The sequence below is a fragment of the Thalassoglobus neptunius genome, assembly GCF_007859735.1.
Classification (GTDB): Bacteria; Planctomycetota; Planctomycetia; order Planctomycetales; family Planctomycetaceae; genus Thalassoglobus; species Thalassoglobus neptunius.
In genome coordinates this window covers 17,111-30,718 of sequence record NZ_SIHI01000038.1, presented here as the reverse complement: position 1 = coordinate 30,718, position 13,608 = coordinate 17,111, and the positions used below count along the sequence as shown (strand labels likewise).

Here is a 13,608-nt window from a genome sequence, read left to right as displayed (position 1 = left end):
CAGCTTCTGCAACACCTCAGCCAGCGACTTTCCTGCCGCCAACATCGCTTGCCCCTCCTGCAACAGCTTCACAATCTGCTCAGGCTTACGTCGTCGTCGCTTCGTCATCAAAGTCTCCTCGAACCAAAATCGGTCGGTTGACTCTCATAACATCTGGATCAGAAAATGGGGAGCACGCCAGGGAACCTGCCAGGTTCCCTGTTCGAGGCGTTTATACCAGATGACCAGACCGTCGTTATTCCAGTAGAGGATTTTGAGTCGATCCCGGTTGCGATTGCGAAACAGAAACAGATGACCGCTCAACGGGTCCTGCTTCATCAGGTTCTGAGCCATTCCGCACAACCCGTCAAAGCTCCGCCGCATATCCGCTGGCTGCGTGCAGACAAAGACGCGCAGGCTTCCCGTCAGAGCGATCATTCAAACGCTCCGGTTTCAGTTGCACCGGCTTCCAGAAGAATTTCCAACACCTGCCGCAGCACTACATTCTCACTCGGAACCCGCATCACCGCGCCGCAAGGGAATTCGATCTCCACACTCGTAGAGCCCACCAACGTCAATGGCACAAACTGAGCGGACACGTTCGAATCAACCTGAGCCTGAGACAGCTTCGCTCGCCACCGATAAAACGAATTCGTCGAGACTCCCACGGCATCACAAAACTCCGCCACCGAAAGCCCCGTCCCCGGCTGCTGCTCAATCCACTCGACCCACTGCACTCGAGAATAACCCACACGCGACAAGACACCATCCCCCAGGAATTCCAAAACCAGAAACCCCAAAGAATACAACCCAAGTCAACATGCACTCCAAACGGCGCTTTCGTTAAATCGGTGATCGCTGTGCGACAGAGATAAGATGTTTTCTCGCTTCGAAGGTGATGATCGTCGGCCACTTGTGCAAGTATATTCCACAAGGACTGAGGTGCTATCGCTTAACAGTCCGAACTCCATTGCGCGATCGGTTTTAATCTGCGTTTAGAGCACGGTTGTGATCTCTTTGAGTTGTTTGGTGGCGATTCCGACGGGGCGGTCGATGGGGACGCCGATGCAGGTGAGGAGGGTGGTGAGCAGGTCGCCCTGGTTGGCTTTGATGTCGGGGAGGAATTGTCCGGTTTTGAGTGAGCCGTTTCCGCCGCCGGCGAGGATGAAGGGGAGGTTGGCGCGGGTGTGTGTGTCTCCGTCTTCGAGGCCGGAGCCCCACATCATGATGCTGTGGTCGAGGAGGGTTCCGTCGCCTTCCTGCAGGGAGTCCATCTTCTTGACCATGTAGGCGAATTGTTCGATGTTGAATTCGGTGATCTTCGCAACCTTCTCGACTTTCTCCGGTTGATTTCGGTGATGTGTCTGAGAGTGATGCTGGTCGTTGAATCCGAGTTCTGGATACGAAACCCCGTTGGGGGTTGATCCGATGTATGTGCTGATGCGTGTTGTGTCTGTTTGAAATGCCAGCACGGTGAGATCGCACATGACCTGCATGTATTCGCTGCGCTTGTCTCCCTCGGGGATTTTAATTTCGATGGGAGGCGAGTCCGTGGACTTCTTGTTTTTTGAACCGTGGCCTGCTTTTTCGAGTGCTGCTTCTTTCTGGCGGAGTTCGATGGCTGCGATTCGGCGTTCGACCGATCGGACGCTGTCGAGGTATTCGTCGAGTTTTTGTTGGTCGGGAGTTGGCAATGTCCGTCGGAGTTCTCGGGCACCGCCGAGGACGAGGTCGAGCATGCTTCGGTCGAGTGGTGTTCCGAGCGGGGAATTTTTTCCGCTTGAGTCTTTGGTGTTGAACAAACGGTTCAGCACGTTTCGTGGATTGATTTCAGCGGGGACAGCTTGGGTTGGAGAGCGATAGCTGCAATGCGAGTAGTAGGCTTCGTTGAGCCCCGCCTGATTTTCCTTCCAGGTTTGCGGCATGGTTGCCAGTTCCAGAGAGGGCAACGGAGTGAACGCCCCGACATAATTGGCAGCGATTTGATCCGCTGAAATCGCGATGTTGATTTCGTTTCGTTTATCGGAATTGGGGAGCGTCGCTGTCAGCCATGTCGAAAGTTCCAGCGCATGCGGAGCCCCGCTAAACGGACCGGTTCCCACGCCGGAGATTCCTTTCATCATCAGGCATTTATTGAGGACTGGTTCCAGCGACTTGAGGGCGGGCGGTGGGGATGTGAGAAAACTTTCGGGATTGGCGGGCCAGAACTGGTCCATGATGACGCCATGAGGCATGTACATGAATGCCAGTCGGGTTGGCGGTTGCTTCACTTCTCCGCTGACGGTGTCTGCCCATCCCATCACGTCCAACAGCGGCAAGCTGAGGGAAGCTCCAAGACCTTTCAAACAGGTGCGACGATTGATCAGTGTGTGATGACTCATTTTTTGCTCCGATCTTCTTCGACTCGTCGATGGGTGAAGGGGTAGCTGGTGACGACAGCAGTGATGAGCGTTTGCGTTCGATATTCATCGTCGGCGATCTCTTGCATGAGTTCATCGACAACGATTTCGTCGTAGCCTTCGAGGCTTCGGCATAATCCGTATGCGAGCAACTTCTCGACCAGATTGCGGGAGAGCTCATCGACTCGGCTGGCGATCATGGCTTTGAGTTCTGTCGGGTTGGAGAACTTTCTTCCGTCGGGAAGTTCCCCGGCTGCGTCGATGGCTTCTCCGTGCTCGTCCTGGTCTCTCCATCTTCCAATGGCATCATAGTTTTCGAGGCCGAACCCGATTGGGTCGAGCAGTCTGTGGCAATTGGCGCACACAGGATCGGCGCGGTGCAGTTCTGTTCTTTCGCGAAGGTTTAAGTTCGCGACAGACTTCTGATCCTGACTTTCGAGAGCGGGAACATCGGGCGGAGCTGCGGGAACATGGTCTCCGAGGACTTGTTCCAGAACCCAGACGCCGCGTTTGACAGGGCTTGTGCGGTTGGGGAATGACGTGACCGCGAGGACACCGGGCATTCCCAGAATTCCGCCGCGTCGCGGGTTTTCGAGTTGAACCCGTTGCATTTCGGGTCCGGAAACCTGGTCGTTCAATCCATAGACGGACGCGAGGGTCGGATTGAGATAGGTGTAGTCCGCGTCGATAAATCGGATGACGCTTTGGTTCTCGTGAACGATGCTTTCGAAGAAGAGCCGAGCTTCGTCGTACATCGCCCACTTCATCTCGCTGGTCATTTCCGGAAAGACTTCCGGGTCAAAGACCTGATTTTTAAGGCGATCTATTCCGAGCCATTGAGCCCCGAATCCATCGAACAGCGCCCGCGAGCGCGGATCGTTCAGAAGGCGTTTTACTTGCGACTTGAGGACTTCCGGATCGCGGAGTTTTACTTGATCGGCCAGTTTCATGAGTTTGTCGTCGGGCATCGATGCCCAAAGCAAATACGACAATCGAGATGCGAGCTGGTAGTCATCGAGAGGGACGATCTTTTCCCGTGGCTCACCATCCGACGCGGGTGTGATAAACAGAAACTGCGGGGAGACGAGAACTGCTTTGACCATCAGGCGAAGGGCTTCGGGATGCGAGAGGTTGTTCTCTCGTCCGAGTTCGAAGACTTGGGTAAGAGTCTCGACTTCCTCGCTTGTGGGCGGCCGGCGGAAGGCTTTTTTCGCCAATGAGTGGGCAATCTGTTGGACGTCGGTTTTGGACAGTTCGGAAGACTTCGAAAGCTTCCGTCCGAAGAGTGCGAGCTGTCGTTCGGTGGGCGGAAGGCTGCCGTTCGGGAAGACTTCGTCGAGGACTTTTTCTGAGATTGCGAGGTACTGCTCGATCTGGAGAGGTGAAAGCGAATTGAGATAGCCTGCTCCGCTCACTTCGTCGGGAAGATCGGCTGCGACATCGGAAGTCACGCCGAACAGATCGCGCAGCGTGTTGCCGTATTCGACCTTGGTGAGGCGTCGGATAATGAAAATCCCCGGGTCTTGCGGGCTGAGATATTTGATCTGAGCGACGCCCTTCAGAAAGGCTTCGCGATCTTCGTCTTTGGGGAGACGGTCCGCGTAATCGGGCGGCATGTCGTGTGCGCGGACTCTTGCGATCGCTTTCTTCCATTGCTCATGAAAGGCCGCATCTTGCGGTTTTGGAAGTGCTGGAGAGAAATTCACCCCCGCTTCGGTTGGCCGTCGATTTTGATGACAATCGAGGCAGTAGCGTTTGATGAAAGGAGCGACATCTTCTTTGAACGATTTCTCGGCAGCGGCTTTTTGTTCGGCGTAGTCAGTGTCAGCCTTCGCGTGACGTGTCAGAGTCAAGCACATCGAGCACGACAGAACGGCAACGCACATTCCCAAATACTTGAAGAGCGGCACTTGTGTGTTCTTTGCGTGGCAACTCAACCAATCACTCCTCACTGTGAAACCAGACTTCAAATCAAGCTGCGACATCATGCGGTCATCGCCAGATTGATCCCGCGACGAATGGCTTCGCGATCGACTTCTTAGTCTGTTGAATTCATTGAATGAATTCAAAGACAGCCCACTTGAATTCAATGGTTTCAGGCATGACATCACATCAATCCATCACACGGATAAACCGGCGATGATCGGGACTTTTGGGGTGGGAACTTCAGGTGGGTGAACCCGACTTACCGGGGCGGATTGATAAAGTTGAGTCTATACGACAATCATCGCTTCGCAAAGCAAGTTTTCGAAATCGCATCACAATTGAGGGATCAATGATCTCAACGCCGGACCAGACCGAACTTGTGACAAGTTTCTCAGCTCACGCGATTGAATGGCATTCGCTGTGTGCGGGAGAGTTGCAGTGATCGATGGGGGCTTTTCTGTCTCTGTCCGGAAGATGACCGGCCATGAGGATCAGAATTTGCGGCTCTTAGCTTGAAGGTTTTCTCTCGATTTTGGCGGAGTTTGAAATTGCTTCGAATGTTGCGAAATTCTCGCGAAAATTCACTTCGAAAACGTCAATTCTTGCCGGTAGAACATTCAAAGAGCGTGACTGAGATTGAGTCGTTTGAACTCGACGAATAGAGTCCTGCGCTATGACCTCTCGCCGCACAATCTGGATGCGACACGGAACCTTCGCGCTGCTTTTAGTAGTGCTTTTGATGGCACAAGGGGGATGCGCCTTCCGCGATGCTGCGGTGGTTGACTCCAATCAGCATGTGCCGTCCTTCTCGTACAGTGGCGACGTGCCCGTTCCTGACTTGTGGTGGACAGCCTTTCAGGATTGGGGCCTCAATGGGCAAATTGATCAGGCGATGCAGAAAAATTACACGCTCGTCGCAGCGTTCGAAAGGCTTCATGCTGCTCGTGCGTTGACGCGCCGTGAGGCTTCTGATCTCTGGCCGGATGTCGACGGTTTCAGCGAAATGAACTCGACGATCCTGACGGATGGGCCCAATCGTTCGAATTACGCCTTCGGAGTGGATGTCTCATATCAGGTGGACCTGTGGGGGCAGATTGAGTCTCGCGTCGATGCTCAGAATTTTCGGGCAACTGCGACTCAGGAGGACTATTACGCACTCGCTTTGACGTTATCCGCCGAAGTTGCGACGACCTATTACTCGCTTATCGAAGCCCGTGCCCAACTGGAACTGCTCGAAGAACAGATTGAGACAACCGAAACCGGTGCAGAATTGCAGCAAGCCCGATTTGAGCTTGGGCAAATTCGAAGTGCCGACCTGTTGCGTCAACGACAACTTGTTCAGTCAACTCTTGAACAGGCTGTGGTTGTCCGAGCACGAATCGAAGTTCTCGAACATTTACTTGCAGTGCTGCAGGGGCTTCCTCCGCAGCAGTTGACTTACGTGACGGGATCGACACTTCCCGAACTGCCTCCACTTCCTGAAACCGGAATTGCTTCTGAGCTGTTAAATCGACGTCCAGACGTTCGTCGAGACTTTTTCCTGATTCAGGCTGCGAATCAAGATCTCGCATCAGCGATTACTTCTCAATATCCCCGGCTTAACTTGTTCGGGACACTCACCACTGCTGCCGAGAATCCCGATCAGATTTTCCGCGACTGGATTCTGCTGCTGGGCGGTTCACTGGTTGGTCCGATCTTCGATGGAGGAGAGCGGCGAGCGGAAGTGGATCGCACAGATGCGATTGCACAACAACGGTTAGCGGAGTACTCTCAGACGGTGCTCATTGCCTACCAGGAAGTTGAGGACGCGCTAGCGCGGGAACACTATCAACTCGAAAGAATTGATCGTCTCAATGAGCAACTCAAGCTTGCCCACCAGTCGTCGATTCAACTTCGTGAACAATACCTCATTGGCGAGGTCGACTACCTTGATGTTCTGAGTGCGATTACCGGAGAACAGCGATTACAACGTGACGTTTTGTCCTCCCGGCTGGAACTGATTTTAAATCGCATCTCGTTATATCTCGCCCTCGCTGGGGGTGTTGATCCTTGCCCGCCAGTTCAACGATATGCAGAAATTCCTATGACTGCTGAGATTCCTATACCAACCGAAGTTCTCGAGCCCGGAGAAGAACTTGAACCGGTAGAAGAATTCGAACCCGAAGAAATTCCATTGCCTGTCGACGTTCCATTGCCCATAGAGATTCCTTCATGGAGCCCCGCAAATGAATGAGGTCGCAACCATTCGGCCAAAAAGGTTGTGGGCCCGCGTCTTAATCACTGGTTTTATATGCCTTGCAATTCTCGGAGCCTCAGCTGCGGCGATCGTAATTATCAATCAGACCGAACCGACCGCCCAACAAATCGAAGCGACTCGGAAATCCGCAGCACTGGTTCAGACTGTCACGGTCAAGCGAGGGGATTACTCGCCGCGACTGGATGTTTTGGGAACCGTGAGACCTGCTCAATCGATTGTCCTCAGCCCGAGAGTGAGTGGTCAGGTCACTTACGTTGCCCCGAGCTTCCTTCCCGGAGGGATGGTTCAGCAAGGTGATGAACTTGTTCGGATCGACCGGGTAGACTTTCTGAATGCACTGTCGATCAACGAAAGTGAACTGCTCCAGGCAAAGGCGGAGTTGGAGATCGAACAGGGCCGTCAGACGCTCGCAAAGAAAGAACTGGCACTCCTCGAAGGAACCATCGGAGAAGCCAATCGAGCTCTCGTTCTTCGAGAACCGCAGATCGCTTCAATTGAAGCACAGGTCAGTGCTGCGGAAGCTGCTGTGGAACGAGCACGCCTGAATCTTGAACGGACAAGTATTGTCGCTCCGTTTGATGCTTATATTGTCGATTGCTCCGTCAACGTTGGATCACAGGTTGCAACAGGCGATGAACTGGCACAACTTGTTGGCGTTGAAGAATACTGGATCTTTGCTTCTGTCCCGATTCGGAGTTTGCAATGGGTTCAGTTTCCGGAAACTGACGGAGAGGGTTCCCGAGTGCTGATTCGTAATCGTGATTCCTGGCTGCCGGGGACGAGTCGGACGGGAACAGTTTCTCGCCTGATCGGAACTCTTGACCAGCAAACACGGTTAGCGCGCGTTTTAATTACAGTTCCGGATCCACTTGCATTAAAAACTGATGGGCCACCATTAATTCTTGAAACCCTGATCGAAACGCAAATTCAATGCCGTCCGATCAATGACGTTGTTCGCTTGAGGCGTGATTATGTTCACGAAGGGGATACCGTTTGGGTAATGAAAAACGACAAGCTGGAAATTTGAAAAGCTGAGATCATTTTTCGAGATGCCGAATTCGCATATGTTCAGTCGGGAGTGTCGGATGGCGAAGAAGTCGTGACGACAACACTCGCAACCGTTGCTGAGGGGATCGACCTTCGCAAAGTGGATGAGTTCTCCGGATTCAGTGAGGAGTTTTCGGAGGAGGCAACGAATTGAAGACCGATCAGGACGATCAAAAACTGCAAGGGGGCGCAATCGCATGGATGGCCAGTAATTCCATCGCTGCCAACCTGTTGATGGTGATCCTGCTGGGCGGGGGAATCTGGTCGGCCTTTGCGATTCAGAAAGAAGTCTTCCCGCAGTTTCAATTAGATATTGTCGAAATCACAGTCGGCTATCCGGGGGCTGCTCCGACCGAAGTCGAACAGGGAATTCTGCAACCGATTGAAGAAGCTGTTCGTGGTGTCGAAGGTGTTCGCGAGATCGTCAGCGAAGCGAGAGAAGGTCGTGGCGAAGTTCTGATTGAACTCGTCGCTGGCCAGAATCGCATGAAGGTCTTTCAAGACATCGATCAGGCGGTCAACCGGATTCAGACGTTCCCCGGACGAGATTGAACAACCGGAAGTCCGGCTTCAGTCTCGGCAGCAGGAGGTCATGCAGATCGGGCTTTTTGGTCCCGTCGATGTCTGGACGCTTCGTAAGCTTGCCGAGCAACTCCGGGATCAACTTCAGGTCCACGAACAAATCACTCAAGTGGAACTGGGGCGCGCTCCAGAATATGTCACGCATATTGAAATCCCTCGACAACGGCTGAGGCAATACGGCCTCACGTTGCCTGATGTGGCGCGGATCATTCGGACGTCGAGTCAGGACATCGCAGCGGGTACCGTTCAAACGAACTCGGGCGAAATCCTTCTTCGCGTCAAAGCTCGTAAACAGTGGGCCGACGAATTCGCTCAGATTGAAATCGTGGCTGCCAGCGATGGGCAGATTGTCACACTTGGTGACATCGCAGAGATCCGCGACGGATTTGAAGAAATCGGTTTCCACTCGCAATTCAGTCAAACTCCATCGATTGAGTTGGAAATCTATCGCGTCGGAAATCAGTCTCCGATCGACATCGCGGCTGCTGTCGAAGAGACGATGGAACAATTTGAGAGTGCACTCCCGCCGGGTGTTCAATGGAGAATTGACAGCAACAACGCTGAAGAATTCCGTCGACGATTGGAGCTTGTGCTCGAAAATGCAGTGATGGCGGTTGTGATCGTCCTTGTCATTCTCGCTTTGTTTCTGGAGTTTCGACTCGCTTTCTGGGTCATGATGGGGATGGTCGTTTCGTTTGTCGGAGGGATCATGCTGCTTCCGCTTGTCGGAGTCAGCATCAACATGATCTCTCTCTTCGGCTTCCTCATCGTCCTCGGAATTGTGGTCGACGATGCGGTTGTTGTCGGTGAAAACGTCTACGAGATGCGACAGGAGAAGAAGAGTTCTCTTGCAGCCACGATTCAGGGAACGCAAGAAGTTGCGGGACCTGTTGTCTTTAGTATTCTCACGAATATCGTCGCGTTCGTTCCTCTGATCTTTATTCCCGGGGAAACGGGAAAGTTCTGGGGACCACTTCCGATCGTCGTGATCGTCGTTCTGTGTCTTTCACTGATTGAGTCGCTGTTCATTCTTCCCGCACACTTGGCGCACGCCCGGAGCGGAGAACAGCATTCGACAGGAATCGGAGCGTGGCTGCATGGTCGACAGCAGGCTTTCAGCAACGGGTTCACTCGCCTTGTCGACATCCTTTATCGTCCGGTTCTTCTGCTCTGTATGAAGTACCGGTACGTCACGGCGTGCCTGGCTTTCTCGCTTTTTCTGGTGGTCAGTGCTTACGCAGACAGTGCGCATATGGGGTTAATCCTCATGCCGACGGTCTCCGCTGATGAAATTGAAGCAGGGATTCGAATGCCGGTCGGAACGACTCGCGATCAGGCCGCCCGAATAGCTGAAGTGGTCACTCAAGCCAGCCAGCGCATGTTCGAAGAACACAATTTGCATGAAGTTGCAGAGGGAATCAAAACCAACGTGCGCGGCCAAAACTTTATCGACGTCGAAATCGTCCTTAAGCCGCCCGATGAACGCGACATGACCGCTGACGAAGTCATCGAACTGTGGAGAGATTCCATTGGCGATCTGCCGGGTGTCACTCAAGTGACATTCGAAGCAGAGAGTGGCCCAGGCGGTGCGCGTCAGGATATCAGTATTGATTTGAGTCACAACGACGTCGATGTTCTCGGACTCGCAGCGAAGGCGTTCGTTGAGCGTGTCGAACGGTTCTCGAACACTCGAGACGTCAGTGACAACTTCAATAAAGGCAAGTCGCAGTATGACTTTCGACTGCGACCGGAAGGCCGTGCGCTCGGTCTAACGGATGAGGAACTGGGGAATCAACTACGCGGAGCATTCTTCGGATCGCTCGCTTTGCGGCTTTTGCGCGGAACGAACGAAATCGAAGTTCGCGTCAAACTCCCTGAGAATGAACGCGAAGATGTCCATCACCTGGAAGATCTGGTCGTGCGGACACCGGGAGGAGCCGAAGTTCCCCTCCTCGACGTGGCCGATGTTGAGAAAACAGAAGCGTTCTCTTCGATCAACCGACGGGATGGTCGCCGCGTTGTGAATGTTTCCATGGACGTTGATTCCAAACGGGCCATCGTTCAGGTGATCAGTGCGCTGCAGAACGAAGTTCTTCCCGAGCTTCGCGAGAACTACCCCGGGCTCACATGGAGCTTTGAAGGGAGTGATGCAGAGATGCGCGAAGCGACTGCCTCCTTATGGGGATCGTTCACCCTCGCGATCGCGGTTGTGTATGCACTTCTCGCCATTGCATTCCGGGGTTACATCCAACCGCTCATTGTTTTGATCGCGATTCCGTTTGGAATTGTCGGAGCGATTGCCGGTCACATCATGCTCGGCTATGACCTCTCTCTCGTCAGCCTGATGGGAGTGATCGCTTTGTCGGGGGTGGTCATCAATGACTCATTGATCATGATCGACTATGCGAATCGGCAGCGGAAAACACTGTCTGCGTTTGATGCGATTTCTCAAGCAGGAATTCGACGCTTCCGCCCGATCATGTTGACGACAGCCACAACCTTCGGGGGACTCATTCCGCTTATCTTTGAGAAGTCGCTTCAGGCACAATACATTATTCCCATGGCGATTTCTCTCGGTTTCGGAATTCTGTTTTCGACCGCGATTATCCTCGTGCTGGTTCCGTGTCTTTACCTGATTCTGGAAGACATTCAGCAGATGAAAGATGCCGTTACTCGGAAAGCTTGAGGCGGCAGAACTGAGCTTCACGCGAAGCGTTCACGACTTGAACAGTGCGACCGGTTGTAATGACGTCGCGTCGATTTCTACGACTTTCGGACTGTGGCTTCACTTGCAGCTGGTTCGCCCATCCAGGCAATGGAGGAACACCCGCCTCCGCCCAGGAACAATCCACCGCCGACCCAGATCAGGGGATTGTTTGAGTGAAAGTTGACGAAGCCGTGACCTGTCAGCGGGATCGATATGAGGATCACCGTTCCGATGAAGCCCATGATTCCTCCCAGAATTAACATTCCGTAGAGAGGCTCCGTTTCTCTGGGGATTCGAGCGCCGTCAGCAAATGCCAACGCACAACACCCCGCTCCTCCCAGCGTCAATCCCAATCCTATCCAGAAGAACACAAGTTGTGTGGGAACCATTAATGCGATGAACACCAGTGGGAGTCCCAGCATAAGTTGGGTTGTTCCGAGAGTGATCAATGCGAAGTTGATCGTACTCGCTTGAGAGGGCTTCGCGATGCGGGCATCTGGACGAACTTTGTCATTTGGGCGAACGTTGTCAGGTGATGGAACAAGGTTGTCCGAGGTCATTTTCTCCACGTCCAGCTTCACATCGCTTGCGCTCTGATAGCGCCGCTTCGGTTCGGCTTCCAGTGCGCGGAGAACAACTTCATCCCATTGTTCGTCGACCGTCGCTCGTTTCGAGGGCGGTTCGAAGCGCCCCACCGGCAAATCTCCGGTCAGCATTTCGTAGAACACGACACCCATCGAATAGATGTCCGCTCGGTGGTCGACTGAGTGAGACCCAGCCATTTGCTCCGGGGCCATGTAGCGAAGGGTTCCCATCACCTGATGTGTTCCAGTGAGAACGTCTTCCGCGACTTGTTCTGTCAACAGTTTTGCCAGCCCAAAGTCTGCGATCTTCAATCGACCATGAACATCAACGAGAATGTTTTCGGGCTTAATGTCCCGGTGAACGATCCCTTCATCGTGTGCATATTGAAGTGCATCGCAAATCTGCGACACAATACTCAACGATCGCGTTGCGTTCAGTTCACCACCTTGCATGAGCTGACGCATGTTGGCTCCCGCGACATATTCCATCAGGAAGTAGTAGAGAGTTTGTTGCGCGCCGTCGTCTCCCGTCAGTGTCACGTCGCCGAAATCGTAGATCGCCACGATGTTCGGATGATTCAACCGGGCGAGTGTGCGAGCTTCTCGTTCAAACCGTTTGGCGAACGATGGATCGTCTGCCGAATCAGGACGGATAATCTTCAGCGCAACTTGCCGATCAAGCCGGATTTGCTTCGCCCGATAGACCGCGCCCATTCCTCCCTGACCAAGAAGGTCTTCAATTTCGAGATCCGGAAAGCGAGACGCAAGAGCTGCCAATTCCGGAAGTCGAAAACGACCGCCTTGATCAACCGTTGCGACTCTCGGGTCCTCGTACGAACGCGGTTGGTTCTCACTCTCCATCCCGACCTGCATGAGACATTTCGGGCAAATCCCGGACGGAGCATTTGACGGCAGCTCTTCTCCACAAGTGGGGCATGTTTTCAGCGATGTCATGATGTGCACCTTTTGTTGAACATTCCTGTAATCTCTTCTGACGGATTTCGACACGATCGTGACAGGAAAATTTGGTGCAAGTCACAAGTTTAGAACAGCAAACAGGTTGTGGATCTCGTCTTCGACCTCTTCGGGACCAAGAACCGTTCTTGCGATCTCTTCACGAAGCAGTTCCCGATAGCGTTTCCGCATTCTTGATGCAGACTTCTTCGCCGCAGCTTCGGTCATGTCGAGCCGCTCTGCAACTTGTGCGTATGTCGATTCCTGATGATCACCAACAATAAAACCTTTCAGTTCACGAAACTGATCGGACTTGCCATTCTGTTCTGCTTCATCTTTCAGTCGATTCAAAATCTGTCCGAGTAGTGCAATCACCCATTGCTGGTCATAAAGCTGGTCCGGCGTCAGTCCTCCGGTCGGTTCGATTCGGAGTTGTGAATCGGCAAGTTCAAAGTTGAGTGACAGAACTGTCTGACCACCGCCTCGTTTGAGTGTCCGTTTTTTCTCCCAGTATTTGGAGAGGAAATTCTTGAACGAGGCTAGGAGAAATGCTCGAAACTTTCCTCGTTCCGGGCGTGCGGAAGCGACAGAATTCTTCTCGAGAAAATCAGCGAAGAAAGCTTGTGTCACGTCTTGTGCTTCATCAACAGTCGGAACTCGACGGCGAGCATATGCGTAAAGTGGAAACCAGTAGACCCGGCAGAGTGATTCCAGCGCCTGACGCGATTCGGGAGACGAATTTCGACCGGCGTTGATCACTTCACTCCATTGAGTGCTTTGAAACTCGTCGTGCATTGGAAGGTTTTCGGTTGAGTTTTCCCGATGAGGAGGCGGAAGCGTCGCTTGGAATTCTCAGACAGCGAGTGGCAACTCGATCCAAAAGATAACCTGCTCCGCTGCCGGTTTCTATGCAGGGTTCGAATCGATGCAGAGAAGGGAAGATGACTCAAGAGCGTTGAGTGAACTGCTTCCGGGAGGCTGGGACCGTCACAGATTGGTCGTCAACTCTGGCATTGTCGACGGGAGTTGACCTCTGTCGGCAGAGTGTTCTTCACATCAGAAAAAAGACCAAACACTTGCTTTGAATTCGCTGAAGCACCAGCAGGGATCGGGGTGATCCATGCAGCCTCTCCAGTTGCGGAAAGTGTGAAAACGCAACCTTCGGCGAGTTAC

8 protein-coding genes and 1 pseudogene are annotated in these 13,608 nt (G+C 53.1%); 3 read left to right on the top strand and 6 right to left on the bottom strand.

What is annotated here, in order from left to right; genetic code table 11:
- Positions 1–144: 144 nt before the first annotated feature.
- From tnpB to KOR42_RS21990, 4 genes are all read right to left on the bottom strand, one after another.
- Positions 145–417, bottom strand: coding sequence for an IS66 family insertion sequence element accessory protein TnpB (gene tnpB, locus KOR42_RS22005; protein ID WP_146511990.1), 273 nt, complete (start codon positions 415–417; stop codon positions 145–147).
- Complete coding sequence (gene tnpA, locus KOR42_RS22000; RefSeq protein ID WP_197441446.1) at positions 414–731, bottom strand: IS66 family insertion sequence element accessory protein TnpA; 318 nt, start codon at positions 729–731, stop codon at positions 414–416. Before tnpA ends, tnpB begins: the two co-directional genes overlap by 4 nt.
- Positions 732–974: 243 nt before the next feature.
- A complete protein-coding gene (locus KOR42_RS21995) occupies positions 975–2,360 on the bottom strand; it encodes a DUF1552 domain-containing protein (RefSeq protein ID WP_146511988.1) in 1,386 nt (461 codons plus the stop codon).
- On the bottom strand, positions 2,357–4,288 hold the full coding sequence (locus KOR42_RS21990) for a DUF1592 domain-containing protein (protein ID WP_197441445.1): 1,932 nt from the start codon (positions 4,286–4,288) through the stop codon (positions 2,357–2,359). The genes KOR42_RS21995 and KOR42_RS21990 overlap by 4 nt, the downstream gene beginning before the upstream one ends.
- Before the next feature lie 689 nt (positions 4,289–4,977).
- Here KOR42_RS21990 and KOR42_RS21985 point away from each other — a divergent pair.
- The 3 genes and pseudogenes from KOR42_RS21985 (at position 4,978) to KOR42_RS21975 (ending at position 10,876) form a co-directional block, all read left to right on the top strand.
- A complete protein-coding gene (locus KOR42_RS21985) occupies positions 4,978–6,537 on the top strand; it encodes a TolC family protein (protein ID WP_197441444.1) in 1,560 nt (519 codons plus the stop codon).
- Complete coding sequence (locus KOR42_RS21980) at positions 6,530–7,588, top strand: efflux RND transporter periplasmic adaptor subunit (RefSeq protein WP_197441443.1); 1,059 nt, start codon at positions 6,530–6,532, stop codon at positions 7,586–7,588. Before KOR42_RS21985 ends, KOR42_RS21980 begins: the two co-directional genes overlap by 8 nt.
- A 221-nt stretch (positions 7,589–7,809) precedes the next feature.
- Positions 7,810–10,876 (top strand): annotated as a pseudogene (locus tag KOR42_RS21975) (efflux RND transporter permease subunit).
- Between the two features lie 77 nt (positions 10,877–10,953).
- On the opposite strand, the gene KOR42_RS21970 reads toward KOR42_RS21975, so the two are convergent.
- Positions 10,954–12,435 carry a serine/threonine-protein kinase gene (locus tag KOR42_RS21970; RefSeq protein WP_146511987.1) on the bottom strand — a complete coding sequence of 494 codons (1,482 nt, stop codon included), beginning with the start codon at positions 12,433–12,435 and terminating at the stop codon, positions 10,954–10,956.
- A gap of 81 nt (positions 12,436–12,516) precedes the next feature.
- Positions 12,517–13,230, bottom strand: coding sequence for an RNA polymerase sigma factor (locus tag KOR42_RS21965; RefSeq protein WP_146511986.1), 714 nt, complete (start codon positions 13,228–13,230; stop codon positions 12,517–12,519).
- Positions 13,231–13,608 lie beyond the last annotated feature (378 nt).

Bases quoted from the DNA above. Each gene is read 5' to 3' on its own strand.
- KOR42_RS21970 (WP_146511987.1), bottom strand. From the start codon at position 12,435: ATGACATCGCTGAAAACATGCCCCACTTGTGGAGAAGAGCTGCCGTCA.
- KOR42_RS21995 (WP_146511988.1), bottom strand. From the start codon at position 2,360: ATGAGTCATCACACACTGATCAATCGTCGCACCTGTTTGAAAGGTCTT.
- KOR42_RS21965 (WP_146511986.1), bottom strand. From the start codon at position 13,230: ATGCACGACGAGTTTCAAAGCACTCAATGGAGTGAAGTGATCAACGCC.
- KOR42_RS21980 (WP_197441443.1), top strand. From the start codon at position 6,530: ATGAATGAGGTCGCAACCATTCGGCCAAAAAGGTTGTGGGCCCGCGTC.
- tnpB (WP_146511990.1), bottom strand. From the start codon at position 417: ATGATCGCTCTGACGGGAAGCCTGCGCGTCTTTGTCTGCACGCAGCCA.
- KOR42_RS21985 (WP_197441444.1), top strand. From the start codon at position 4,978: ATGACCTCTCGCCGCACAATCTGGATGCGACACGGAACCTTCGCGCTG.